This is a genomic window from Egibacteraceae bacterium (assembly GCA_035540635.1).
Lineage (GTDB): Bacteria > Actinomycetota > Nitriliruptoria > Euzebyales > Egibacteraceae > DATLGH01.
In genome coordinates this window covers 1-24691 of sequence record DATLGH010000006.1, presented here as the reverse complement: position 1 = coordinate 24691, position 24691 = coordinate 1, and the positions used below count along the sequence as shown (strand labels likewise).

The window sequence follows — 24691 nt, the reverse complement described above, 5'->3', positions numbered from 1 at the left end:
CCGCCCGCCGCACGCCCCGCCCTGCGACGGGGCGGGCAGATGTTACGTTGACACACCTCCCCTTGCCGTGACAGGCCGGTCGAGAGCCGACGCCAGGGGCCACCCGGCGGTCAAGGACACGTGAACCGATGAACGAAGGAACCACCCTTCGCGAGGCGGCGGAGACGACGCCGCTGCTGCTGCTCGGGTCGCGTGCGGACCCCGGCAGCGAGCGGGGGACGATCTGCCCCGGTGTCGTGCCCGACCCGAGCGACCCGGGCCTCGTCGAGCGTGCGCGCACGGCGCGCGCCGCCCTCGGCGACCAGGTGGTGATCCTCGGCCACCACTACCAGCGCGACGAGGTCATCGCGTTCGCCGACCTGCGCGGCGACAGCTTCAAGCTCGCCACGGGCGCCGCGGCCAACGGGGCGCCCTTCATCGTGTTCTGCGGCGTCCACTTCATGGCCGAGACCGCCGACCTTCTCACGCCGCCGGAGACCACGGTCGTCCTGCCGGACATGGCCGCCGGCTGCTCCATGGCCGACATGGCCGAGATCGGCCAGGTCGAGGGTGCCTGGGCGGACCTCGAAGAGGCCGGCTGCGGCGCGGTGGTCCCCCTGACGTACATGAACTCCTCGGCCGCCATCAAGGCGTTCACCGGCCGCCACGGCGGCGTGGTGTGCACGTCGTCCAACGCGGACCAGGCGTTGCGGTGGGCCTTCGCGCAGGGCTCGCAGGTGCTGTTCCTGCCCGACGAGCACCTCGGCCGCAACACCGCCGTCCGCCGGCTCGGGCTGTCCCTCGACGAGTGCGTCGTCTACGACCCGCACCGGCCCGGCGGCGGGCTCGACCCGGAGGCGCTGCGGCAGGCGCGGATGATCCTGTGGAAGGGGCACTGCAGCGTCCACGGCACGTTCCTCCCGCACCACGTCGAGCTCGTGCGCGCCAGACTCCCGAGGGTGCGGGTGCTCGTGCATCCCGAGGTCCGCCACGAGGTCGCCGAGCACGCCGACCTCGTCGGCTCGACGGAGTTCATCATCCGCACCGTGCGCGAGGCACCACCCGGCACGTCGTGGGCGATCGGCACCGAGCTCAACCTCGTCGGGCGCCTCGCTCAGCAGCACCCGGAGCAGACCATCACGTTCCTGAACGACAAGGTCTGCTTCTGCGCCACGATGAACCGGATCGACCTCCCCCACCTCGTGTGGGTCCTCGAGTCGCTCGTCGCCGGTGAGGTCGTGAACCCCGTCCGGGTCGACCCCGACACCGCGTACTGGGCCCGCGGGGCGCTCGACCGGATGCTCGCGCTGCCGCCCGCCTGACTGCGGGGCGGCGCCCGCTCAGCGCTTCGGCGACGCGTCGACGAACGGCGGGCGGACGACCTCGGCGGCGACCGTCTTGCCCCGCACGTCGATCTCCACGCGCTCGCCGGGGGTCGCGTCGACGTAGCCCATCGCGATCCCGACGCGCAGCGTCGGCGAGAACGACCCGCTCGTCACGGCACCGAGCTCCTCGCCTTCGCGGTGGACGACGCAGCCCGCACGGGGGATCCCGCGGCCGGTTGCGCGCAGGCCCCACAGCAGGCGCGGCGCGCCGGCCCCCTGCGCCGTGCGGTAGGCCTCCTCGCCGACGAACCCGCTGCCCTTCACCGCCCAGCCGAGGCGGGCCTCTACCGGCGACGTCGCGGGGGTGATGTCCTGGCCGTGCAGTGGGTAGCCCATCTCCAGACGCAGGGTGTCGCGGCTGCCGAGCCCGGCCGGCGTCGCGCCGGCATCGACGAGGCGGTCCCACAGCGCAGCGGCGTGCTCCGCCGGCAGGAACAGCTCGTAGCCGCGCTCGCCGGTGTAGCCGGAGCGCGCGAGCACGCCGCCCGCCGGGGGAAGCCCCCCTGGGGTGGCGCGGCAGTCGAGGTAGGCGAGGTCCCCGACGTCGCACCCGGTGCCGGTGACCACCTCGGCGGAATCCGGTCCCTGCACGGCCAGGCAGGCGAGGTGGTCCTTCACGTCGACGACCTCGCAGCCGCCTGCCGCCGCGGCCGCCGCCGTGAGCGCATCCCCGACCGCGGCGGCGTTGGCGGCGTTCGGCACGACGAAGAAGCCCCCGTCGAGGTGGTACACGAGCAGGTCGTCGACGATGCCGCCGTCGGTGTTCAGGCACAGCGTGTAGTGCGCCCGCCCCGGCGCGAGCTGCGCGACGTCGTTGGTGAACGCCCGCCGCAGGCAGGCCTGCGCGCCGTCGCCGGTGACCCGCACGGTGCCGAGGTGGGAGAGGTCGAACACGCCGCACGAGGTGCGCACGGCCCGGTGCTCGGCCACGACGCTTCCGTAGTCGAGCGGCATCTCCCACCCACCGAAGCCCGTCATGGTGGCCCCCCGCGCACGGTGACGGTCGTCGAGCGGCGAGCGGCGCAGCACGGGCACGGTGGGCTCCTCGTCAAGCGGGTAAGAGCAGCCTAAAGGGCGCTGCACGCGTCGATAGGATGCGAGCAAGACCGCGATCAGCAGGGGTGAACCGGTATGGCCGACAGCTATGAGCTCATCGTCCTGGGCGGCGGCACGGGCGGGTACTCCTGCGCGCTGCGCGCGGCGGACCTCGGGCTGCAGGTGGCCCTCGTCGAGAAGGACAAGGTGGGCGGGACCTGCCTGCACTGGGGCTGCATCCCGACGAAGGCGTTCCTCCAGGCGGCGGAGGTGGCCGAGCATGTCCAGCACGCCGGCGACTACGGCGTGCGCGCGAGCTACGACGGCATCGAGGTCGCGGCGCTGCTCGACTACAAGCAGTCCGTCGTCGACGCGAACTGGAAGGGGCTGCAGGCCACGCTCAAGTCGCGCGGCGTCGACACGATCGCCGGCATCGGCGGCCTGAAGGACGCGCGCACGGTGGTGGTGAGCACCGGGGAGGGCGAGCGCACCCTGACCGCCGGGCGCGGGCTCGTCCTCGCGACGGGGTCGGTGCCCCGCGGGATACCGGTGGAGGGCGCGGAGATCGACGGGGAGACCGTCATCACGAGCGACCACGCGCTGTACCGGGAGGCCCTGCCGGAACGTCCCATCGTGCTCGGGGCGGGCGCCGTCGGTGTGGAGTTCGCCACGGTGTGGAACGCCTTCGGGGCACAGGAGGTCACGATCGTCGAGATGCTCGACGGCCTCGTGCCGAACGAGGATCCCGACACGCGCAAGGCGCTGGCCCGCGACTTCAAGCGCCGCGGCATCACCGCCCTCACGTCGACGCGGCTCACGAGGGTCGAGAAGGGCGACGGGGGCGTGCGCGTCACTGTAGAAGGCCCGAAGGGCGAGCAGCAGCTCGAGGGCGACGTGCTCATGATCGCCATCGGGCGCAGGCCGGTCACCGAGGACCTCGGCTACGAGGACGCCGGCATCACCGTGGAGCGCGGATACGTGCCGGTCGACGGCCTGTGCCGCACGAGCGCCGAGGGGGTCTACGCCATCGGCGACATCCTGCCGCCGCCGGCGCTCGGCCTCGCGCACGCCTCGTTCCAGGAGGGCTTCCTCGTCGCGGAGCACCTCGCGGACCGGCCCACGACCGCCATCGACTACGCGGGCGTCCCGCGCGTGACCTACTCGCACCCGGAGATCGCGAGCGTCGGGCTCACCGAGGAGCAGGTGAGGGAGGCCGGCATCGAGTACGACACCGCGACGTTCCCGTTCTCGCACAACGGCCGCGCGATGATGATGAAGGCCGGCGGACACGTGAAGGTGCTCGCGGCGAAGGACGGGGGCAAGGTCCTCGGCATCCACATCGTCGGGCCGAGGGCGACCGACCTCATCGCCGAGGGGCAGCTCATCTACAACTGGGAGGCCCTGCCGACCGAGGTCGCCCAGTTCATCCATCCCCACCCCACCCTCACGGAGGCGCTCGGAGAAGCGCACATGAAGCTCGCCGGCAACCCCCTGCACGGCTAGCCGTCAGGGACGAGAGGAGCAACGCCCGTGGCAACCGAAGTGACCCTGCCCCAGCTCGGTGAGAGCGTCACCGAGGGCACCATCACCGCATGGCTCGTCGGGATCGGCGAGGAGGTCCAGGCCGACCAGCCGCTCTTCGAGCTCAGCTCGGACAAGATCGACACCGAGGTGCCCGCACCGACGTCGGGTGTCCTGAAGGAGATCCGCGTCGACGTCGACGAGACGGTCGACGTCGGGACGGTCGTCGCCATCATCGCCGAGGCGGGCGAGGACACCGGTGGCGCACAGGCGACCGGCGGCGAGGCAGCCGCGCCGCAGGGCACCGAGTCCGCGGACGGAGCGGCGCAGGCGACGCCACCCGCCGACGCGCCCGGGCAGGCGCAGGAGCGTCCGGCCGCCGAGGCGCCGGCCGCCGCGGCGCCGGCCGGCCAGGGCAACGGCGAGACGCAGCTCATGTCGCCGATCGTGCGCCGGATGGTGGCCGAGCACGGCATCGACGTGTCGCAGGTCTCCGGCTCCGGCCAGGGAGGTCGGATCACCCGCGAGGACGTCGAGGCGGCCATCTCGGGCCAGGGCGGGGGTCAGGCGGCCGCGCCGAGCGACCAGGCGGCTCCCGCTCGGGCGCCCCAGCGGTCCCCGCAGCCCGCGCGGCGCATCTCCCTGCGCGAGGGCGAGCGGGAGCGCGTCGAGGACCTCTCCCGCATCCGCCAGCGCATCGCCGCCAAGATGATGGAGTCGATGAGCTCGTCAGCGCAGCTCACGACGGTGCAGGAGGCCGACGTCACCCGCGTCATGCGGCTTCGCGAGCGGGTGAAGGAGGAGTTCAAGGCCCGCGAGGGCGTGTCGCTGTCCCCGTTCGTGTTCCTCGCCCGTGCGGCCGTGCTCGCGATCCGCCGCCACGAGCTCGTGAACGCCCAGGCCGACTGGGACGCGGGCAAGGTCAAGATCCACGGCTACGTCAACCTCGGCATCGCCGTCGACACGCCGAAGGGCCTGCTCGTCCCGAACGTCAAGGGCGCCGACGACCTCACCCTCGCCGGCCTCGCGCGCGGGATCAAGGAGGCCGCCGACAAGGCACGCGGCGACAAGAAGCTCGAGATGCAGGACATCGAGGGTGGCACGTTCACCGTGACGAACACCGGCAGCCGCGGCGTGCTGCTCGACACCCCGATCCTCAACTACCCGGAGGTCGCGATCCTCGCGACCGGCGCCATCCAGAAGCGGCCGGTCGTCGTCACCGACGACGGCGGCGAGGCGATCGCCATCCGCGACATGGTCTACCTCTGCCTCACGTACGACCACCGCCTCATCGACGGGGCCGACGCGGCACGGTTCGTCTCCGACGTCGCCGAGGTCGTGGAGACCCACGACTGGGCCGGCGAGATCCGGTACTGATGCTCGCCGTCGACTGCGGGCGCCTCACGTACGCTGACGGGCTCCGCTGGCAGCGCGCGCTCGTCAGCGCCCGCAGGGCCGATGCGGTCGACGACGTGCTGCTCAGCTGCGAGCACGAGCCGGTGTACACGGCCGGGCGCCACGCCGACGTCGCCGCGCACGTCCTCGGCACGCGGCCCATCCCCGTCGTCGCCGTCGACCGGGGCGGGGACGTCACCTACCACGGGCCCGGCCAGCTCGTCGTCTACCCCATCGTCCGCCTCCGCGCCCGCCGGGCGGTCCGCGCCTACGTCGAGGCCCTCGAGGAGGCGTGCGTGCGCACCGCGGCCGCCTACGGGATCGTCGCCCGGCCCGACCGGCGTCGCACCGGGGTGTGGGTCGGCGGCGAGAAGCTCGCGGCCATCGGCATCCGCGTCGAGGACGGTGTGACGAGCCACGGCCTGGCCTTCAACGTCACCACCGACCTCGACGACTTCGCCGGCATCGTCCCTTGCGGCATCCGCGACGCCGGCGTGTGCTCGCTCGCGTCCCTCGGCGTGGCCACGACGGTCGCCGACGTCGGTCCCCGCCTGCTCGTCGAGCTCGCCCGGGCGCTTGACCGCGACCTGCGGTTCGCCTCCCCGGACGAGGTCGGGATGACGCCGCGCGTCCGTCGCTGAAGCGAGCGCTGACCGCAGGAGCGGGTCGTCCGCCCGGGAGGCGGGTGCCCTACGCTGCGGGCAACGTGCCAGGATCGAGGAGCGTCGCATGAGCACACCGCCGTACGAGGGGCCGCCCGAGGAGGGCCGGGGCGGCGACCCGTGGGCGACCCCGCCCCCGCCGCCGGGCAGCTTCGTGCCGGGCGCGGTCCCGCCGCCCGGGCAGGCGGCCCCACCGTGGGCGGGTCCGGGACAGCAGCCGTCCTGGGAGCAGGCGGCTGTTGGCTGGGGTGGCGGGCAGGCCGGCGCGCCGACGACACCCACGAACGGCATGGCCGTCGCGGCGCTCGTCGCGAGCATCCTCGGCCTGCTCACCCTGTGGATGTGCGGGATCGGCGTCGTCGGGGTGGTCGTCGGGCTCGTCCTCGGCTACCTCTCCCGCGGACAGATCCGCTCCTCCGGTGGAACGCAGGGCGGTGACGGCATCGCGACGGCTGCGATCGTCGTCGGGTGGATCGGCGCGGCGTTCGTCGTGCTGGGGGTCGTGCTGTTCTTCGTGTTCGGGTTGCTCGGCGCGTTCCTGCCGCTGATGGGTGGGTGACGGCCGTGCCCGAGATCTGCGCCCCGAGCGACTGCGCGGCCCGAAGGCCACGCGCACCGGCAGGCTTCGCGGCAGCGCTCGGGTCCGGGTCGCTCGCGCTCGCCGCATGCGCGCTCGTCGCTCTCGCCGCCCCTTCCGTCCCGGGCCGCTACGGGCTGTGCCCCTTCAACGCGACGACCGGGCTCTGGTGCCCATTGTGCGGATCGCTGCGGGCCGTCCACCATCTCGCCCGCGGCGACGTCGCGGCGGCGGCCGGAGCGAACCTCCTCCTCGTTCTCGCCGCCCCCCTCGCGGCCTACGCGTGGCTCGCCTGGGCCGGCCGCGCACTCGGCCGACCCCGCCTGCCCGTCCCGCGACTGCCCGCCGGCGTGTGGTGGGCGCTGCTCGCCACGGCGCTCGTCGTGCTCGGAGCGTTCGGGATCCTCCGCAACCTCGCGCCGTTCGCCTGGCTCGCTCCGCAAGCCTTGTCGACGGCTCGCTAGACTCGGGGCCTCACCACGAAGCCGCGAGGGCGTACGTGATGCCAGTGATCCCCGAGGGCGCGACCCGGCTGACCGTGGTCGGCGTCCCCCCGATCCCCGAGCGCAAGCCGCGCTGGCTCAAGCAGCCGGTGCCGCTCGCCGGCCCCAACTACCGCGACATCAAGGCCCGCATGCGCCGGCAGGGCCTGCACACCGTGTGCGAGGAGGCGTCCTGCCCGAACATCTTCCAGTGCTGGGAGGACCGCGAGGCGACGTTCCTCGTCGGCGGCGACACCTGCACCCGCCGCTGCGGCTTCTGCGACATCGCGACCGGCATGCCCCCCGGCTACGACACCGACGAGCCGCGCCGGGTGGCCGAGACGGTCGCCGCCATGGGACTGCGTTTCGCGGTCGTCACCGGGGTGTCGCGCGACGACCTGGCCGACCGGGGCGCCTGGCTGTATGCCGAGACCTGCCGGCAGATTCGCGTCCGGGCGCCCGGCTGCGGCGTCGAGCTGCTCACCGACGACTTCCACGGCCGGCCGGAGCACCTGCGCACGGTCACCGACGCGCGCCCGGACGTCTTCGCCCACAACCTCGAGACCGTCCGCCGCCTGATCCGCCATGTCCGCCCGGCGTTTCGCTACGAGCGCAGCCTCGAGGTCCTCGAGCGCGCCCGCAGCTGGCTTCCCCGCCGGTGCGCGACGAAGTCCAACCTCATCCTCGGCCTGGGCGAGACCGCCGACGAGGTCACCGAGGCGATGCGCGACCTGCGCGCCGTCGGCGTCGACATCCTGACCATCGGCCAGTACCTGCAGCCCGATCACCGCCACATCGCCCTGCAGCGCTACGTCGAACCGGCCGAGTTCGACCGCTACGCCGTGCTCGGCCGCGCGCTGGGGTTCCGCCACGTCGCGGCCGGTCCGCTCGTCCGCTCGTCGTACCGGGCCGGGCGCCAGGCGGCCGACGCCGGCGTGTGGCAGCGACCCGACAGCCCCCTTCCAGCCGGCCAGGGCGGCCCGCGGCTCGACGGGCCGTGACCGGCTAGACGCTCGTGTAGCAGAGCGGTAGTCCCGCCACTAGGCTGCGCACCAACGTCTCCCGACCAGGAGCTGCATCGGATGCACGCGCCCCTCCTGACCTTGAGCGTCCTGCTCGCCCAGGCCGCCGACAACCTCCCCGACGTCGCCCCCGAGGACATCGACCGGTTCCAGAGCGCCTGCGGCGAGGAGCCCGGGCCGATCTGCACGTGGGTCTTCGAGACGAGCGGCAGCGTCGTGGTCTCCGCACTCGCGGGACGGATCATCCCGACGCTGCTGCAGATCATCCTCATCCTCGTCCTCGCGTACCTCGCGAACCGGCTCATGCGCAAGGCCATCAAGGCCTTCATGCGCCGGGTGAGGGAGGAGGGGCTCGCCAAGCTCGAGACCCTGCGCGGCAGGGGGCCGCTAGGGGCGACCGGACCGCTCGACCTCGCCCGCGCGAACATGCGCACCGAGACGATCGGCGGGGTCCTGCGAAGCCTCGCCACGTTCGCTATATGGGCCATCGCCGCCGTCATGGTGCTCGACGTGCTCGGCATCAGCGTCGGCCCGCTCATCGCCGGCGCCGGGATCGTCGGTGTCGCACTGGGCTTCGGCGCGCAGAGCCTCGTGAAGGACTTCCTGTCGGGCATCTTCATGCTCATGGAGGACCAGTACGGCATCGGCGACATCGTCGACGTCGGCGAGGCGCGCGGCACCATCGAGGCGATCACGCTGCGCACCACACGGCTGCGCGACGTCGAGGGCACGGTGTGGCACGTCCCGAACGGCCAGATCAACCGGGTCGGCAACATGAGCCAGCAGTGGGCCCGGTCCCTGCTCGACGTGGGGGTGGCCTACGACACCGACGTCGAGCATGCGAAGCGCGTCATGAAGCGTGTCGCCGACGACATGTGGCGGGACGAGGAGTGGGGGGACCTCATCCTCGACGAACCGGACGTGTGGGGGCTGCAGGACTTCGCCAGTGACCAGCTCACGATGCGGATCGTCATCAAGACGGTCCCGGGCAAGCAGTTCCCCGTCAACCGCGAGTACCGCGCGCGCCTCAAGGCGGCCTTCGACGAGGAAGGCATCGAGATCCCGTTCCCGCAGAGGACCGTCTGGGTGCGCCAGCGCGACGGGGCGTCCGGCGACGCCGCAGCGGCCCTCGTGCCCTCCGCGCGGCGCGACGGCGAGCGGTAACACGTCGGAAACAATGGAGTAATCACGGTGTGACGGCACCCGCGTAGGGTGTTGGCGCACCGTCCGAGAGTACGCAGAGAACGCAAAGGAGCCGAGTTGGCCTCATCAGACGACGTGCTGTCGAGGATCTCCGAGGAGGGCGTGGAGTTCGTCGACTTCCGGTTCTGCGATCTGCCGGGGCTGATGCAGCACTTCACCGTCCCGGCACACGTCATGGAGGAGGAGGTCTTCACCGACGGCCTCGGGTTCGACGGCTCGTCCGTGCGGGGGTTCCAGGAGATCCAGGAATCCGACATGATCCTCGTGCCCGATACCGATACGGCGGTGCTCGACCCGTTCCGCCAGCACAAGACGCTCGTCCTCAACTGCTTCGTGAGGGACCCGGTCACCGGGGAGTCCTACAGTCGCGACCCGCGCCACATCGCCCGCAAGGCCGAGCAGTACCTCTCCGGCACGGGCATCGCCGACACCGCCTACTTCGGCCCCGAGGCGGAGTTCTTCATCTTCGACGACATCCGCTTCGACACCAAGCCCCACGAGTCGTACTTCCACATCGACGCGGTGGAGGGCGCGTGGAACTCGGGTAAGGACGAAGGACCCAACCTCGGCTACAAGGTCCGGCACAAGCAGGGCTACTTCCCGGTCCCGCCGATGGACCACTACACCGACCTGCGCAGCGAGATGACGGTCGAGCTCGAGCGGGCAGGCATCGAGGTCGAGCTCCAGCACCACGAGGTCGGCAGCGCCGGCCAGGGGGAGATCGACATCAAGTTCGACAGCCTCCTGCGCATGTCGGACAAGGTCATGATGTTCAAGTACATCGTGAAGAACGTCGCCCGCCAGCACCTGAAGACGGTGACGTTCATGCCGAAGCCGATCTTCGGCGACAACGGCTCGGGGATGCACACCCACATGTCGCTGTGGAACGGCGACGAGCCGCTGTTCTTCGACGAGCAGGGGTACGCGCAGCTGTCCGACACCGCCCGCTACTACATCGGCGGCCTCCTCCAGCACGCGCCGGCGGTGCTCGCATTCTCCAACCCGACGGTGAACTCCTACCGCCGGCTCGTGCCTGGCTTCGAGGCGCCGGTGAACCTCGTCTACAGCCAGCGCAACCGGTCGGCGGCATGCCGCATCCCGCTCATCAGCCAGTCGCCGAAGTCAAAGCGGGTGGAGTTCCGGGTGCCCGACCCCTCGTGCAACCCCTACCTCGCCTTCAGCGCCATGCTCATGGCCGGCCTCGACGGCGTGCGCAACAAGATCGAGCCGCCCGACCCCGTCGACAAGGACATCTACGAGCTGCCCCGCGAGGCGCTGCTGGACCTGCCGAGCGTCCCCGCGAGCCTCGAGGAGGCTCTCGCCGCGCTCGAGACCGACCACGAGTTCCTCCTCGAGGGCGGGGTCTTCACCGAAGACGTCATCGAGACCTGGATCGAGTTCAAGATGGACGAGGAGGTCTCCCAGGTCCGCCTGCGGCCCCACCCCTACGAGTTCCACCTCTACTACGACATCTGACAGGGCAGGCCTCTGACCTGCGCAAATGTCGGTCGGAGGGCCGTCTGGGCCACATCTGGGCCACACGACAGCTGACTGAGGACCGCGCCTGCCGGATCATGGGCGCGGTCCTCGTTGTGCATCGTCCGCTAACCACAGCTGTCAATAGCTCATGGTTCAGCCTGATATCGCAACGTTCGGGCGGGTTCAGAGTTCGCCCACTTGTCCAAACGGCGACGCGGCCGCTATCACCACCTGGAGCGGCATTCACGGTAGGAAGGGCCGTCGGACCGGCAAGCGGGGCAAATGTCGCGCGAACTCCTGGTCTGGGCAACCAGGCGACCGAAACGCCATGGGCGGGTCACGGCACGGGCGGGTTGCTCCCGTTACAAACCCTGTATCGATGAGTCGTCGGCCTGGACTGCCCGACTGCGGAACATCCTGAGGATGTTGTAGGGGTGGGGGCGGATCGCCTCGGCAATGAACCTCACGTCCTTGCGGTAGGAGCTGCGCGCCCCGGCGAAACTCAAGAGCGCGAACACACCTGCGACGAGCGCCCACGTGGCAATTGAGAGCCACCCGGTAAGGACCGCGACGGTTCCCAGGATGACCGAGATAGCGCCACTGACCCAGGATGAGACAAAGAGGGGTCTGTGGCCACCTGGGTCATCCCATAGGGGAGTATCTATCTCTTCGATAGGGCCTCGTGCGCCGATGACCTTGCCGGTGGCCCTTGGAATCGCGAACCCCTTGTCGTGGAGCACCTCCACCAGCGCTCCCTCACTCGCGTCCAAGTGGTGAAAATTCACCCCAATCGTGCGGTCGTCGTGGCTCGTCACGGTGAACCTGGTGGCGTCATTGGATACCTTCGCCAGGCGAGCATCCAGGACCGTCACGCCGTCAGGCCGACTGAAGGAGATCGGCTCGTGGGGCGGTATGTCCTCCTGCCTCAACGGGCCTTGGCCGGCATTCCAGAAGGCGATGAACAGCTGGTGCACAGCGTCAATCGCCTTGCCGTCGTAGGTAACTTCGATTCCTCGTTGGGGGTGGGAACGTGCAAGCGGACGACCAGTGATCACGTAGACAGGCGGGGGCCTTCTCAGCCGCGCGCCTGTACGTGACGAGCGAAGCAATGACCCCCGCCGTCCCCGCGAGCAGCCCGAGCCAGCCTATGAGCAGTGACAGGTCGATCGTCTCCACCCCCCAGACGGATTTCCAGGGCGACCTTACCGTCGTTTGCTACCAAGAGCGCTATCCCCTGGGCCGCCGGGCCCCGCGTCGTGGAGCCTCGACAGGTTGCGCGTGTGGAGGGCCAGCCCACCGACTTGAATGCTCGTCAGACCGCATTTGCTCGGGCACCAGGGGAAGATCCTCCCGGCGGCCAGCGACGCTACGGCGAGGAGGATGGACATGGCACTGACCTTCATAGGTCTCGTCTTGGAGGTCCTGGGCGTAGTCGGCGTGCTGTGGTGGGCCATTCGCGGCTACCAACGCGCCGCGCGAGCGTTGGCAACTGATCCGGCCGGATTTCTGCATGAGCGGTACGCCCACGATTCGCTTGGGCAGCGCAGCATCGCGGCGCTGCAAGACGAGGTTGACACCTTGAAGGGCGCGATCAAGAACGAGGTCAGCGCGGCGCTGTATGAGGTTCACAAGTCACGAGTTGCCGACGTGCGATCGACCCTGCAGGATCAGCGCCGTTCGAACGGAGCTGCCATTGTTTCGGCGGGGGAAATCGTTCTGGGAGGAGTGCTCCAGGCCATGGCGTCATGGCCTTGGTAGCAGCTTGATCCCAGAAAGTTGACTGAGGTGGACGCGAGTTCAATCCGGCGGCCAATTTCCTAGTCCAGGGTTGAGGCGTTCGCGGCGAGCGTTCGCTCGATTGCCGAACTGCGGAACCGGCATGTGCATCGCCGAGCAACACCCGATTCACCGCGAAGCGAAGCATGCTGCGCTGCACGAACCAGGTCACGACCCCCGAAGAGGTCGAGGCCCTGCATGCGGGCACCGCGAAGCCAGGACTGCATCCGGCTCGCGAACCGTTTCGTCACGCGCTTGGTGCGCGGCATCCCTAGTCGTCGGCTTCCTCTGGGAGGAACCCATACTCCTCCGACTGGTCGATGGACGGCCTCGCGTCGTCGGCCTCTTCCTCCTCGTAGCAGTCGCCGTACTCGTCCAGGTACTCGATGAACGCGGCATCGTCGAAGTCGACTTCGGCGAACTCGGGCTCGGGGAAACTGCTCGTCGTATCCAGCGGCTCGGAGATCTTGACCAGGTCGCTGATGAAGCGAGTTGCGTCGTCGAGAAGGTCGCCGTCGTCGGAGTACGTGCCGACCTCGATGTGCCGCTCCGCCCCGCGAGTCCAGTTCGCGGAGCCCCACCAGACCAGCCGCGGCCGGAACAGCATCAACTCGCGGGAGAACTCATCTTCAGCCCAGTACGTGTAGCCGAGGACAAGGACCTTCGCGTGCAGGAGTGGCGCCGTCTTATCGCCGCGGAAGCCAGCGACCCGCACAGGACCCAGGCCGGGGGTCTCGTACGGGGGCCAGGGACCGTGGGGGCCGACGACGACAGGTTCTCCCTCGGGGGAACGCGGCGCATAGGAGTCGAACCCCGGCAAGGCTTGCGGCGGGAAGGGCTCGCCAGCCTCTTGGAGCGCTCGGTGCCAGCGGGTCGCCCGGTCAGGCTTGTCGACCACGACGCAGGTCCGCATCCGAGACAGCCGGTCGGTGACGTCTCGGTGGCTGAGCCAAGGGACGCAGCCGAGAGCGGCACGCGCTGGGCCGGAGCGGGCGCTGAACGGCATCGGCTCGTCGAGGAAGCAGTCGATGACCTCGACGAGGCCGCGCAGGACGCCTGAGCCGAACCAGGCGCCCCAGTCGTCGTCGGGTCCCCACCCCCGCCGGCGGCCGTCACCGACGCGGAAGTCGATCATGCACCCTCCGAGCTCTGTTGCCGTCCGGCCGACGGTACCGCCGAATCGTTAACAAGTGACGGAAGTCTGAGCCTCCGAGGGCATCCCACCGTGTGTGCTCCCGCCAGCCCAGACGCCGACGAATCTCTCCTGTGGAATTACGGAAGCGTGAAGCGACACCGCCGAGCTACTATGTCCACCTGGACCCGATCCTGGTAAGGCGCACCATTGGAGCTTGACGAACTCGTACGCATCCACGGGGTACGAGGATCCGACCTCATGTGGCTCCTGGGAGCAGGAGCTTCAGTCTCAGCACGTGCCCCCACAGCCGGGCAGATGATCGACGACCTCAAACGGGTCCTGTACGTGTCCAAGGGCAACAGGCTCCCCTCGGCCGCCGACTTCACCGAACCCGGTGTGAAGCAGCGGGTTCAGGACTTCGTCGAGGCGCTCGGACTGCCGCCCGCTGGGCACAGGGACGAGTACGCCGCAGTCATGGAAGCCGTGTACTCGCGCCCAGAGGACCGGCGGCGCTACTTGCAAGACAGGCTCGAGGCGGCCCAGCCTGGCTACGCGAACCTCTGCTTCGCGGCTCTTATCGCAGCGCGCCGCGTGGACATGGTGTGGACGACGAACTTCGACCAGGTGGTTGAACGCGCGTGCGAACGGTTCGGGGCAGCCACGTCTCTGATGACGGCAACCCCCGAATCCGGCGACGCCGCCGTGCGCGCGGTGACCGAAGGGCGGGTCCCGCTGTACGTCAAACTGCACGGCGACTACCGGTACGAACGGCTCAAGAACACTGGCGACGAACTGCAGGCACAGGACCAGCGGTTGCGCCAAGCGCTCATCACGGCCGGGCAGCGGTATGGCCTCATCGTGGCGGGGTTCAGCGGGCGTGACGCATCAGTGCTGGACGCGTTGCACGGCGTCCTGACCGGCTCGACCCCCTTTCCCCACGGGCTCTTCTGGGTCCACCGCAGCGCCGACCCGCCGCCGCCACAAGTCGACGCGCTGCTTGCAGAGGTCCGCGCTGGCGGCGTGGACGCACACAAGGTCAAGGCCGAGACATTCGGCGAGCTCATCACCAGGTTGGTGGAGATGTCGACCGTTCCCGCATCTGTGTCCAAGGTGCTCACGCCGCACCGCCCGGTTCGCCACGAAATGCCGTTCGTTCTCCCCGGGACCTCATCAGACGGCGACGCGGTACGACTTAACGCCCTCGAAGTCATCGGATACCCCAAGGTGGTCCGGCGGGTGGAGTGCACCATAGGTGGCCACTCGGAAGTGCTGGCAGCGGTCGAGGCAGCGGACGCACCGGTGGTCGCGTGCCGTACTCGTCAGGGAGTCTTGGCATTCGGTCTCGACGCGGATGTCCGCAGGACGTTCGATCCGTTCGGCATATCAGGTTGGTCACAGTCGCTGCTCGATCCCGACAGGATCGCGAGGACAAGCAGCATGGAGCAGGGGCTGCTGTACGCAGCTCTGACCGGTGCGATTCTTCGGGCTGCACCGCTGGAACCCGCCCCGCGGGCGCGCCGGGACAACCGCCGCCTTATTGTCGCTGCCGCAAAGGCCGAGACTGCGCTGTTGGGGCCGCTCAAGTCCGCCGTGGCCGTGGCAGCGACAGCCGAGGAGCGGAAGTTCAACCGCCAACTCGTGGGGGGCACGGCGGTATGCGGCACGGTGCCAGGCACCAGCCTGCGGTGGGCCGAGTCGGTCGAGTTGCGGCTCGACCATCGGTTCAACCGGCTGTGGGTCGTGCTACGTCCGTCCGTGTGGGTCGAAGACGAAAGCGGACGGCCCTCCGGGAGGCGGGCTGGGTCGGTCCGGCCCGACGACCGCGACGCGGACACGCCGCGTGCCCGATTCCTCAAGGGGCGCCTTGACCACCGATACAACGACGTTGCCGACGCGCTCATCACGGCGTGGACGAAGATGATCGCGCCCGAAACAGGAGCCGAACTCGCACTATTCGGGTTCGGTGACCAAGCCGGTATCGACGCATCGTTTCGGCTGAGGACCCGCACTGCGTATGCGCGCACCGAACCGACCCAGGAGGCACGCCGTGCCGGTTAACGTCACAGACAGCCCTCCGCTGCCATTCAGGTTTCCCGACACGCGGGAACTCCCCGAGCCGCGTCTGCTGTTCTCGCCGTCCGACCGCGACGCGGTCGACGTCCACCCGCTTCGGGGACTGACACAGTTCGGGCCGTACAGCGACGAGGTTACGGGTGCCGTCCCGCCGGTCGTCAGGGTCGCAACGCTCGCACCGCCAGGTAGCGGCCGCGATATGAGCAGTCTCATACGACTGCTGCTGTCGGCACAGCCGAAACAGACCCGCAGCGACTACCTCATTGACTACCCTGGCATGACCGCCGCGTTTGGTGTCGACCTCGCCCCGGCCGACGAGCGCAGCCACGTCCGGTTCGCCGAGGACCTGCCCCACAGGATGGCTGCGGCTCCTAATCCACACACCGTCTTCGCGGCAGCAATAGCCGACGGCCTTCGGTCTCTGCGCGACACGCGCAGCGACTACGACATCGTCTGGCTGTACCTGCCCGACAGCCTCGCCGCGGGGTTCTACGGGGACGACGACGACCCGTTCGACCTACACAGCTTCGTCAAAGGGACATCAGCAGCCCTGGGGATCCCCACCCAGCTCGTCCGCCAACGCACCGCACAGGGACAGCGGGACGCGTGCTCCGTCGGGTGGACCCTGTCCCTGGCGTGCTACGCCAAGGCCGGCGGCACGCCGTACAAGGTGGACCGTGCCGACGACGGAACGGCGTTCCTCGGGCTGGCGTACACCCTGAAGCGGGTCCCCGGTCACACTCGCTTCGTGACCTGCTGCGCCCAGGTGTTCGACGCCGAAGGATCTGGGCTGGAATTCCTCGCCTATGAGGTCCGCGCAGACGACGGCGTCGTCGTGAATGGCCGCAACCCGTTCCTGACACGGCAGCAGATGCGCACAGTGGTGTCGAGGGCAGTCGGTCTGTACGCCGACAGGCACGCGGGCCGGCATCCCCAGCGGATAGTCGTCCACAAGTCGACGGAGTTCTTCCGCCGCGAAGTCGATGGGTGCCTTGATGCGCTCGAGGGCGTCCCCGACGTCCAGCTCATCCAGGTCCAGCAACACACGCCGTGGCGAGCAATCCGGTACCGCGGACGGCAGGCGCAGGGGTTCCCACTGACCAGGGGCACGCTGCTCCACGCGGGAGACAACGAGGCCCTTCTTTGGACCCAGGGTGCGGTGGACGACATCCCGTCCCGGTACCCCTACTACAAGGAAGGCACAGGCATCCCCGCACCGATTCTGCTCAGGCGGTGGGCCGGCGAGGGACCAGCGGAACCACTCGCGGCCGAGGTGCTCGCCCTGACCAAGATGGACTGGAACTCCGAGACGCTGTACGGAACACTCCCGGTCACGCTGTCCTACGCGTCGAAGGTGGCCGACGCGCTCGGATCGGCTCCGCGCATAGGCCCTTTGCCGTACTCGTACAAGTACTTCATCTAAGCGTCCCGCCCAGTGGTCTTCGACTGACCGACCGACGCTCCCCCATCCTGCCTAATTGATGGCCTGAGTATCTAACTTTTCCCGGCTATCCGCACCCGGTCCATGGTGCTCCTATGTCTGTCAAGCGCCGGCTCGGAGCCGATGGCTGAGGCGATGAGCTGGTGGATGTCGCGGGCGACTCATTGGTCTACTGCACACTCCGCTCAGGGTGCCGCCTGGGTCTCACTTGTACCCGGCGCCAGGCGACTCAGGGCCGCGTCCACCGCCTCGCGGGCGCGGTCCTCACTGCTAGGCATGAGGTGCGTGTACGTGCGCAGGGTGAAGCCCGGGTCGGCGTGCCCCAGGTACTCGGCCAGGGCCCGGATGCTCACCCCGCCGTCCAGCAAGACCGAGGCGTAGTGGTGCCGCAGCGCGTGCATCCCGTTCGCCCGCGTCGGCTCCACCCCGGCCCCCACGAGTGCGGGCTTCCATACGTTCACGTTGTAGTGCCTGCGTGTCAGCGGGCCGCCCTCGCGGGTGACGAACACCCGCATCGCGGTGACTGAGTTGCCGTCGACCTCCCGTCAAGGCAGGGTCACCTCCCGGGCGGGCCACCGGCGCAGGCTCTCGCCCAGCGCGAACGCAACAACGTCGGGCAGTGGCACCTCACGGGTCTTGCCACCCTTCGGCGGAGCGAACACCGGCTTGCCGTGCAGCATCTTGACCTGCTGGCGCACGAACATCTTGCGGCCGAGGAGTCGATGTCCTCGACGCGGACGCCGAACACCTCGCCCTGTCGCAGCCCGCAGCCCGCAGCGAGGACGGGGACCGCCTCCCACCGCTCCGGGTGCGCGGTCACGACCGCCTCGACCTGCTCGACCGGCCATGGGATCACCTTGTCCTGGGGCGCTGCGGGGCCCTTCACCGCAGCTGACCTCGCCGGGTTCTTAGCGATCAACCCGTCCTCGACAGCAGCCCCGAGGACCGCTGACAGGTTCGCGAGCAGCACCCGCACGTAGCGGGGGGCGCATTGCCCCATGCGAGCGCCTGGGCGCAGCGGCGGCCTGAGGGGTGTCGATGTGCGGGTGCAGGTGCGGGCCGGTGGAGTTGCCGGCCCCCGGCGTTCCGGGCTGGCCACCGGAGCGGCCGACCGGCTGGCCGGCGACGACCTGCTGCCCGGCGGTCACGTCGATGGCTGACAGGTGGCAGTAGGTGACCGACGCGTGCTGGTCAGGGTTGCGAATGGCCAGCCCGTAGCCGAAGTTGCCGGACTCACCCGCCCACACGACGTGACCGCCCAGGAGGGCGTACAGGGGCGTGCCGACGCGCAGGGAGATGTCGATGCCGACCCGACCCGAGTGGTGCAGCTTGACGAGCTGCCACTCCGGGTCGCGCGGTGGCCTCGTTGGTGGTGACGGCGTGCAGTCCGGCCGGGTCGAACGGCAGTCCGTAGCCGTCCTGGACGACCGCGACCGGCGGTGTTCCCGGCCCCCCGGCGCCGGCGAGCGCGTGGTAGTGGGCGACCAGCTCGACGGCACGGGCGGTGTAGCCCTCGCCGGCGGTTGGGTTGCGGTTGGCCGGGCCGGCGTTGTAGCTCTTGGCGGCCACCCGCGGGTCTCCTCGGCCACCGAGCGCGACGAGTTAGCGGGCGGCGGAGTGGACGGCGTCGAAGGGGTTCCACGGGTCGGCGATGCCGTCGCCGTCCCCGGCGGTGCCATAGCCCTGCCCGTCGGGGGCTGGGGGCCGGCCACGTCCAGCTCGTAGCGTCCGGCGGAGGAGCGCCAGGTGGAGCCGAGGAACTGCATCGGTCCGCGCGCGCCCGCGTGGTTGATGGTGCCGGGCGGCCCTCAGCCGGGCGCGCGGTACCGGCCGTGGTCGCATTCGAGCTTGCTGATCGCTGCGAGCAGCGCCCAGTCGATGTCCCACACTTCGGCTGCGTCGAGGTAGGCGGACAGCATCGTCTCGGGGATCTCACCGGCAAGGGCTGTGCGGTCGAATTCGATCGGCCAGCGGGCATCGCTGGTGCCGGTGACGGCGATCAGGCCGAGCGGCGCCACCAGGACGACGACAGCGATGGCAGCTAGACCCCGGCGCATCACTGCGCCTGCCGGCAGCCGCCCAGCCGCCAGGCGCCCTCGGGTTCCCGGGCGAGGTCGAGCTCGTAGACCGACGTGCGCGGCACGCCGGCCTGCGTGCGGTGCGTTGCAGCGATCCGAACCCTGGCGTGGACGGGGCCGCGGCCAGCGTCGGCCGGTGACCGGCGAGTTCCTCCAGCACCTGCTGATCGGCGTGCGGCCCAGCGCCGCCTGTCCCTGCTGTATGTCCCCACACCGCTGACGGCCGCCGAGCGCCGCGCCCAGACCCAGCAGTGGTCCACCGAGTCCGAGCAGACCCTGCGCGCACGTGGGGGTTTGGGACCTCCGCCCGGCAGCGGCGCGCCTGGCACGACGCCGCCCAGCGCGAGGAGGACCTGGTGGAGGGCCGCACGGTGTACCGGGTCGTGTGGCTGGTGACCGTCACCGCCACCACCCCGGCCGAGCTCGAGACCGCGGTCGGTCAGGTCGAGGCAGCCGCCCGGCGCTGCTCGCTGGAGCTGCGCCGGCTGTCGGGGACCCAACGCCAAGGCTTCGCGTTCACGCTGCCGCTGTGCAGAGGCGCCCGGTGATCCGGTCACGGCGAAGGCGAGGGTCCGCCACCAAAAGGGTGACTCGCGCCCGCGCGCGCCGCCGCGACGGGCGGGCGGATCGCAGCCAGCTGCGCGAGGAGCGGCGCCAGCAGGCCGCCGACGAGCTGGCCGAGCGGCGGCGGCTGCGCGACCGGTACCGCCGCATCGGTGGGCCTCGCGGGCAACGCCGCCGCTTCGCCGGTCACGTCCTGGTGGAGGCGCGTCCCGAGCCGTTCGAGATCACTGCGACCCGGCGGCGGCACGATCCTCAACCCTCTTGACCCCGGCGGCGCCGGCCATCACCTCCCACCGACCGATCCGTTCCACCGCGACACCGCGACCGTCCGCGCCCTGGTGGAGGCCACCCCCCGGCCGGGCCTGCCGGCAGCTGGAGATGGTCCTGCTCAGCGCGACCCTGGCCCGGGTGGGGGGTCTGGCCGGTGACCACGCGCATCCGTCGATCAGCGCTCACGGGGACACCGCGACCCTGACGATGCTGACCTGAAGCGCTCACCGCGCCCGACCGGGCGGTGGCGACCCGGCTCAACATGGACCCCGGCCGGGTCACCGAGGAGTCTCGTGAGCTCGCGTTGGCGATGGCCCGCCTCGTCGACGACCACGGCGACCTCGGCGGGATGTTCGCAGGGCACACCAACCTCGACGCCGACACCGTCGAGCCGTTGACCGTCGTTGACATCGCCGCGGTCTACCGGTCGCACCGGGCCGCGCTGCCGCTGGTGATGATCGCCGCTGCCGCGTGGCTGCAGCTCGCTGTGGCCGCCTCCCCGCGGGGCCGCGAGGCGTCGGCGCGGTGGACGCTGGCGGAAGGGGTGATCGCCGACTCCGGCACCTGGTCATCTACCGGCAGAAGCCCGGCGAGCAGTGCCTGCTGCGCGACACCCTCCAGCTCAACCAGCTCCAGGCCGGCCTCGCCACCCAGCTGACCCGCGGCCCGCGGCCGCGCCTTGTGGATCGTGGGCGGCGAGTCCCGGCAGGTGACCCTCGTCGACCCACGTTCTGTCCGATGTTGAACGCGACCTGGTTGACACCGACCACGCTCGGCTCCGCGGCGACCCCGGCCGGTGGGCGGTTGACGCCGACGGGGATCTCCGGCGGGCATTTTGATACCGGTGCGGATCGTCCGTCATCGGGCAGCGCGACGGCAAGGTCCCGCTCAGGACATGGGATCCGGGGCGACTCGCAGCACGATGACGGCGGCGTCGTCGGCTTCGCTTTCCTGCGCGAAGGCAGCCGCCGTCTCGGACACCGCACCGGCGATGTCGTCGGCGCTGCGGCCGGCGAGGGTGCCGACCAGCTCGACGAGGCGGTCGTGGCCGAAGAGCTCCTCGCCGGTGCGGGCTTCGGTGATGCCGTCGGTGTAGGCGATGATGCTGTCCCCCGGCTCGAGTCGGAGGTGCCGGTCGCTGAGCTCGATGTCGGGGAACAGGCCGATGAGCGGACCGGTGGGCTCCATCCGCTCGATCTGTCCGTCGGCGCGCAGGATGAGCAGCGGCGGGTGACCGCCGGAGGCGGCGTCGACGCGCACGTCGCTGCGTCCTGTCGTGATGCGCAGGTACGCCGCGGAGCAGAACCGTTCGGGGTCGCTGGTGTCGTGCAGCGCCTGGTTGACGACGGCGAGGACCCTCGAGGGTCGGCGCTGGAGCATCGCTGCCGTGCGGGTGCTGTGGCGGGCGAGCGCGGTGAGCGCGGCAGCGTCGGGACCCTTGCCGCGCACGTCGCCGATCACGACCCCCCACGAGCGGCCGCGGACGGGGAACAGGTCGTAGAAGTCGCCGCCGACGTCCTCGCGGCCGGACTGGTAGCGAGCGGCCACCTCGACGCCGGGCACGTCCGGCAGCGCCGGTGGCAGGAGGCTCTGCTGCAGGATGCGGGCGACGCGGACGCGCTCCTCGTACAGGCGGGTCTTGTGCACCGCGGAGGAGGCGATGCCGGCGAGCTGCACGAGGACGGCCTCATCCTCGGAGTCGAAGTCTCCTGCCAGCTTGTCCGACAGCTGAACGAGCCCGAAGTTCGTTCCGTCGGGGGCGGTCAGCGGGGCGGCGAGCCATCCGCGCATCGGCGAGTGGCGGTCGGCGGCGTCCCCGAAGCCGCGCCAGCGGGGGTGGGCCTCGAGCTGGGCCTGCGTCAGCCGCGCCGGCTGCTGGGTCTTGCACACGAACGCGTAGATCCCCGAGCCGTCCGGCTCCTCCTCATAGTCGCGCCAGGCGGCGTACTTCTCCGACAGCGACACGCTGGTGATGGCCTGCGACCAGTCGCCGCCCTGCGTGACGCTCGTGATCGCCTGGTGCGCACCGATGAGCGAGCGGGCCTCCTCGGTGATGAGGTCGAGCACGGCGTCGAGGTCGGTCGCCGCGTTCACCGCGGAGGCGACCTCAGCGAGCCGGCGCATCTGCACCGCCCGCTGCTCCAGACGCTGCGCGTCACGCGCCTGCTCGACGGCGAGGGCGACCGCGTCCGCGACGGCGGCGAGCGCTGCCATGCTGCTCTCGGGGAGCGGCTGACGGGCGAACATCGCAAGGACGCCGATGCAGCGCTGCTCCAGGACGAGCGGGTAGCCGGCGAAGGCGACCATGCCCTCCCGCTCGGCCCAGTCGGGATCGGAGATCTCGGGATCGTTCGGGACGTCGTTGGTGAGATGGGGGTGGCGGTCGCCTGCGATCCTCCCGATCTTGTAGGCGCCGACCGGCACCCGGGCGTGACCGCCGTCGAGATGGGTGTACAGGCCCGCGCTCGCGACGAGCACGAGCTCATCGGCGGGCTCGTCGAGCAGCCAGATCCGCGCGAAGGCCGCCCCGAGTTGTTCCACGACCGCCTCGACACAGCCCTGCAGCTTCACCGGCAGCGCGTCGCTGCTCGTCGTGGCGATGCCGACCTGGCCGATGAGGCGAGCTTCGGCCGCGCGGGACTCCAGCTCCCGGCGCAGCGCGCGCTCACGCTCGAGCCCCTCGACGTGTTCCAGCGTGGCCGAGGCCATCTGCGCGACCTGCACGAGCAGCCCCTCGTCGTCCTCGGTGAACTTGCTGCCGTCCACCTTGTCCGACAGCTGGATGAGGCCGATGTTTCGGCCGTTGCGGCTGATGAGCGGCGCGGCCAGGTAGTCGGGCAGGGGGGGGTGCCCCGGGGCGTCGCGAAGCCCGCGCCATTCGGGGTGCTCGACGAGCTCCTCGGCCGACAACCGCAGTGGGAGGTTCTCACGGGTGACGAAGTTGAGGACCCCCAGCCCCTGTGGCGGCTCGTCGTAGGAGCGCCACTCCGCGTACTTGTCCGACAGCGACACGTGCGTGGTCGCCTCGCCCCAGCCGTGCACGAGGCGGCTCGCGACCGCCTGGTGGGTGCCGATCAGCCCCTGCGCGGACTCAGCGACGGTGCGCAGCAGGTTCTCGAGCGAGTCCGCCCCGGCGATGGCCCGGCACGCCGCGTTGAGGTCGTCGAGGCGCGACGGCGGCACGCCGCCCTCCACCCGCACGCGGGCGGGCTGGGTGGAGGGTGCGTCGGACCCGGTCATCTCTCTCCCACAGTTCCGTCGGGTTCGATCGCCCGGCAGTCGCGCCGCAACTCGCACGCGGTCACCACGGCGGTGTCAAACGCATCTGCCACCCGTCGATTCGTCGGGGTGGACCAGAGTCTCGAACGTCTCTCTCCTCCCATTGAAGTCCCCGAGCAGCAGTCCGAGACCACCACTACGGCATCCTAACTGGAGGCCCACGCACGGGCAGCACAGCGACAGACAACCGGGCTCCGGGGCCACCGGGAGCGCCAGAACCGACATTCCGACACCGTGTTGATCTTGCACTGGGCACATCCGCCCCGGGCGGAGGAGCCACCCGCTCGACGCGGCTCGTGCCCTACGCTGAGGTGATGCAGCAACCGGGCCCAGCCATCGAATCCGGCGTCATGTGTGCAGCGGCGCGTCGTGCTCGGCGCGGCCCACGCTGCCAGGACCTCGATGCCCGCCGCGGCTTGTTCTCGAGCACCCGGCCGTCACGGCGCAGCTCGCCGACGTAGCGACCCGCCGCCAACCGAGCTCGAGGTCGCGGCGGAGGACGGGCTCGGGGTCCTGCGCCGCGCAGGAGGTGGCGACGTGGCGGTATGGCTGGCGGTGTCGGTCGCCTGGGCGATCCCAGCCAGCCAGGCGTCCTCCGCCGAGGTGGGCGGACGCTCCGGACCGCGAGGTCGTGGAAGAGCAAGCGGTCGGTCACCACGCTGTTGGCGGACGGGGTAGGTGGCGCTGCAGGTGGGCGGTTGTGACGAGATGGGTGTCTTCTACGGAGCGTGACTGACGGGATTGTGGTCGGGGCGGGTGACGGCGAGGATGTCACGGTCCTGAAGAGGGTTGGCCCTCGCGACGCTGTCCAGGCGTCCGAGGGCCGTGGGCTGATAGCAGCAGCCGTTGATGATGGTATTCGCTGTCGAGGCGCCGATCGACGAGTTCTTGGCTCGGCAGGGTCGGGTTGGGACACCGCGGCCGGAGCGCTGCCCGGGTGTGGGCATGCGCGGGTGATCTTCGACGGCTGGTGGACTCGGCAGACCAGGCGGGGGCCGGTGGACGTCCATCGGGTGTTGTGCCGGGGATGTGGCCGGTCGCATTCGTGTTGGCCAGACGTGTTGGTGGGCCGCCGGGTGTAACACTTGGCGGTGGTGATCGGCGCGGCGTTGGAGGCCAAGGCCACCGGGTGGTGTTGCATGGGCGCATCGGCGCGCGGTTGGGGGTGCCGGCGGCGACGGTGCGCGGCCGGCTTGTCAAGGGACATGTTGACTTCCGGGTGGGCGGACAGTTGCGCTCCGGGCTGGTGGCCATGTGATCTCCGGGTGGGTGGCCAGCAGATCGCCGGGGTGGCGGTCAGCTGACCTCCAGGGTTAGGGGCATCACCCCCTTGCC

The 24691-nt window shown here is 70.4% G+C and carries 23 protein-coding genes; 15 read left to right on the top strand and 8 right to left on the bottom strand.

Annotation, left to right across the window (positions count from 1 at the left end; translation table 11 throughout):
• The first annotated feature begins 128 nt into the window (after positions 1-128).
• Positions 129-1301 carry a quinolinate synthase NadA gene (gene nadA, locus VM324_01315; GenBank protein HVL97916.1) on the top strand — a complete coding sequence of 391 codons (1173 nt, stop codon included), beginning with the start codon at positions 129-131 and terminating at the stop codon, positions 1299-1301.
• An 18-nt stretch (positions 1302-1319) separates the two neighbouring features.
• On the opposite strand, the gene gcvT is transcribed toward nadA, so the two are convergent.
• The gene (gene gcvT, locus VM324_01310; protein ID HVL97915.1) at positions 1320-2399 is read right to left on the bottom strand and encodes a glycine cleavage system aminomethyltransferase GcvT; all 1080 of its coding nucleotides are present in this window, start codon (positions 2397-2399) and stop codon (positions 1320-1322) included.
• Positions 2400-2495: 96 nt separating this feature from the next.
• On the opposite strand from gcvT, the gene lpdA reads away from it, so the two are divergent.
• From lpdA to glnA, 8 genes are all read left to right on the top strand, one after another.
• A complete protein-coding gene (lpdA, locus tag VM324_01305) occupies positions 2496-3902 on the top strand; it encodes a dihydrolipoyl dehydrogenase (protein ID HVL97914.1) in 1407 nt (468 codons plus the stop codon).
• A 27-nt stretch (positions 3903-3929) separates the two neighbouring features.
• Complete coding sequence (sucB, locus tag VM324_01300) at positions 3930-5297, top strand: 2-oxoglutarate dehydrogenase, E2 component, dihydrolipoamide succinyltransferase (GenBank protein ID HVL97913.1); 1368 nt, start codon at positions 3930-3932, stop codon at positions 5295-5297.
• Positions 5297-5956: a lipoyl(octanoyl) transferase LipB gene (gene lipB / locus VM324_01295; protein ID HVL97912.1), complete on the top strand. Its 660-nt coding sequence runs from the start codon at positions 5297-5299 to the stop codon at positions 5954-5956. The genes sucB and lipB overlap by 1 nt, the downstream gene beginning before the upstream one ends.
• 88 nt (positions 5957-6044) lie before the next feature.
• Positions 6045-6536: a DUF4190 domain-containing protein gene (locus VM324_01290; GenBank protein HVL97911.1), complete on the top strand. Its 492-nt coding sequence runs from the start codon at positions 6045-6047 to the stop codon at positions 6534-6536.
• Positions 6533-7018 carry a DUF2752 domain-containing protein gene (locus tag VM324_01285; protein ID HVL97910.1) on the top strand — a complete coding sequence of 162 codons (486 nt, stop codon included), beginning with the start codon at positions 6533-6535 and terminating at the stop codon, positions 7016-7018. Before VM324_01290 ends, VM324_01285 begins: the two co-directional genes overlap by 4 nt.
• 38 nt (positions 7019-7056) lie before the next feature.
• Positions 7057-8037, top strand: a complete 981-nt coding sequence (lipA, locus tag VM324_01280; protein HVL97909.1) for a lipoyl synthase — start codon at positions 7057-7059, stop codon at positions 8035-8037.
• An 81-nt stretch (positions 8038-8118) separates the two neighbouring features.
• Positions 8119-9222: a mechanosensitive ion channel family protein gene (locus VM324_01275; protein ID HVL97908.1), complete on the top strand. Its 1104-nt coding sequence runs from the start codon at positions 8119-8121 to the stop codon at positions 9220-9222.
• A gap of 96 nt (positions 9223-9318) precedes the next feature.
• Positions 9319-10737 carry a type I glutamate--ammonia ligase gene (gene glnA, locus VM324_01270; GenBank protein HVL97907.1) on the top strand — a complete coding sequence of 473 codons (1419 nt, stop codon included), beginning with the start codon at positions 9319-9321 and terminating at the stop codon, positions 10735-10737.
• 365 nt (positions 10738-11102) lie between these two features.
• Here the strand turns inward: glnA and VM324_01265 are convergent, their stop codons facing one another.
• A complete protein-coding gene (locus VM324_01265; GenBank protein ID HVL97906.1) occupies positions 11103-11714 on the bottom strand; it encodes a hypothetical protein in 612 nt (203 codons plus the stop codon).
• 412 nt (positions 11715-12126) lie between these two features.
• Here VM324_01265 and VM324_01260 point away from each other — a divergent pair, with 412 nt between their 5' ends.
• Complete coding sequence (locus tag VM324_01260; protein ID HVL97905.1) at positions 12127-12498, top strand: hypothetical protein; 372 nt, start codon at positions 12127-12129, stop codon at positions 12496-12498.
• A 289-nt stretch (positions 12499-12787) separates the two neighbouring features.
• On the opposite strand, the gene VM324_01255 is transcribed toward VM324_01260, so the two are convergent.
• Complete coding sequence (locus VM324_01255) at positions 12788-13651, bottom strand: hypothetical protein (GenBank protein HVL97904.1); 864 nt, start codon at positions 13649-13651, stop codon at positions 12788-12790.
• A 315-nt stretch (positions 13652-13966) separates the two neighbouring features.
• Here VM324_01255 and VM324_01250 point away from each other — a divergent pair, with 315 nt between their 5' ends.
• The gene (locus VM324_01250) at positions 13967-15709 is read left to right on the top strand and encodes an SIR2 family protein (GenBank protein HVL97903.1); all 1743 of its coding nucleotides are present in this window, start codon (positions 13967-13969) and stop codon (positions 15707-15709) included.
• Entirely contained in the window at positions 15699-17147 is a 1449-nt protein-coding gene (locus tag VM324_01245) for a hypothetical protein (GenBank protein HVL97902.1), read from the top strand. Before VM324_01250 ends, VM324_01245 begins: the two co-directional genes overlap by 11 nt.
• A 203-nt stretch (positions 17148-17350) precedes the next feature.
• On the opposite strand, the gene VM324_01240 is transcribed toward VM324_01245, so the two are convergent.
• From VM324_01240 to VM324_01225, 4 genes are all read right to left on the bottom strand, one after another.
• Positions 17351-17680 (bottom strand): tyrosine-type recombinase/integrase, encoded by a 330-nt coding sequence (locus tag VM324_01240; GenBank protein HVL97901.1) that lies wholly within the window; start codon positions 17678-17680, stop codon positions 17351-17353.
• A gap of 30 nt (positions 17681-17710) precedes the next feature.
• Positions 17711-17869, bottom strand: coding sequence for a hypothetical protein (locus VM324_01235; GenBank protein HVL97900.1), 159 nt, complete (start codon positions 17867-17869; stop codon positions 17711-17713).
• Positions 17870-18398: 529 nt separating this feature from the next.
• Positions 18399-18734 carry a hypothetical protein gene (locus tag VM324_01230; GenBank protein HVL97899.1) on the bottom strand — a complete coding sequence of 112 codons (336 nt, stop codon included), beginning with the start codon at positions 18732-18734 and terminating at the stop codon, positions 18399-18401.
• A gap of 239 nt (positions 18735-18973) precedes the next feature.
• Complete coding sequence (locus tag VM324_01225) at positions 18974-19183, bottom strand: hypothetical protein (protein HVL97898.1); 210 nt, start codon at positions 19181-19183, stop codon at positions 18974-18976.
• Positions 19184-19494: 311 nt separating this feature from the next.
• On the opposite strand from VM324_01225, the gene VM324_01220 reads away from it, so the two are divergent.
• The 3 genes from VM324_01220 (at position 19495) to VM324_01210 (ending at position 20735) form a co-directional block, all read left to right on the top strand.
• Complete coding sequence (locus VM324_01220; GenBank protein ID HVL97897.1) at positions 19495-19791, top strand: SCO6880 family protein; 297 nt, start codon at positions 19495-19497, stop codon at positions 19789-19791.
• Between the two features lie 38 nt (positions 19792-19829).
• Complete coding sequence (locus VM324_01215) at positions 19830-20072, top strand: hypothetical protein (protein HVL97896.1); 243 nt, start codon at positions 19830-19832, stop codon at positions 20070-20072.
• Between the two features lie 249 nt (positions 20073-20321).
• Positions 20322-20735, top strand: coding sequence for a hypothetical protein (locus VM324_01210; GenBank protein ID HVL97895.1), 414 nt, complete (start codon positions 20322-20324; stop codon positions 20733-20735).
• A gap of 230 nt (positions 20736-20965) precedes the next feature.
• Here VM324_01210 and VM324_01205 read toward each other — a convergent pair whose 3' ends face one another.
• Entirely contained in the window at positions 20966-23317 is a 2352-nt protein-coding gene (locus VM324_01205; GenBank protein HVL97894.1) for a SpoIIE family protein phosphatase, read from the bottom strand.
• Positions 23318-24691: the final 1374 nt, after the last annotated feature.

What these genes read in the sequence shown, in the direction of transcription:
- nadA (HVL97916.1), top strand. Translation starts at nt 129, where the DNA reads ATGAACGAAGGAACCACCCTTCGCGAGGCGGCGGAGACGACGCCGCTG.
- lpdA (HVL97914.1), top strand. Translation starts at nt 2,496, where the DNA reads ATGGCCGACAGCTATGAGCTCATCGTCCTGGGCGGCGGCACGGGCGGG.
- lipB (HVL97912.1), top strand. Translation starts at nt 5,297, where the DNA reads ATGCTCGCCGTCGACTGCGGGCGCCTCACGTACGCTGACGGGCTCCGC.
- VM324_01290 (HVL97911.1), top strand. Translation starts at nt 6,045, where the DNA reads ATGAGCACACCGCCGTACGAGGGGCCGCCCGAGGAGGGCCGGGGCGGC.
- lipA (HVL97909.1), top strand. Translation starts at nt 7,057, where the DNA reads ATGCCAGTGATCCCCGAGGGCGCGACCCGGCTGACCGTGGTCGGCGTC.
- VM324_01275 (HVL97908.1), top strand. Translation starts at nt 8,119, where the DNA reads ATGCACGCGCCCCTCCTGACCTTGAGCGTCCTGCTCGCCCAGGCCGCC.
- VM324_01260 (HVL97905.1), top strand. Translation starts at nt 12,127, where the DNA reads ATGGCACTGACCTTCATAGGTCTCGTCTTGGAGGTCCTGGGCGTAGTC.
- VM324_01255 (HVL97904.1), bottom strand. Translation starts at nt 13,651, where the DNA reads ATGATCGACTTCCGCGTCGGTGACGGCCGCCGGCGGGGGTGGGGACCC.
- VM324_01250 (HVL97903.1), top strand. Translation starts at nt 13,967, where the DNA reads ATGATCGACGACCTCAAACGGGTCCTGTACGTGTCCAAGGGCAACAGG.
- VM324_01240 (HVL97901.1), bottom strand. Translation starts at nt 17,680, where the DNA reads ATGCGGGTGTTCGTCACCCGCGAGGGCGGCCCGCTGACACGCAGGCAC.
- VM324_01235 (HVL97900.1), bottom strand. Translation starts at nt 17,869, where the DNA reads ATGTTCGTGCGCCAGCAGGTCAAGATGCTGCACGGCAAGCCGGTGTTC.
- VM324_01205 (HVL97894.1), bottom strand. Translation starts at nt 23,317, where the DNA reads ATGACCGGGTCCGACGCACCCTCCACCCAGCCCGCCCGCGTGCGGGTG.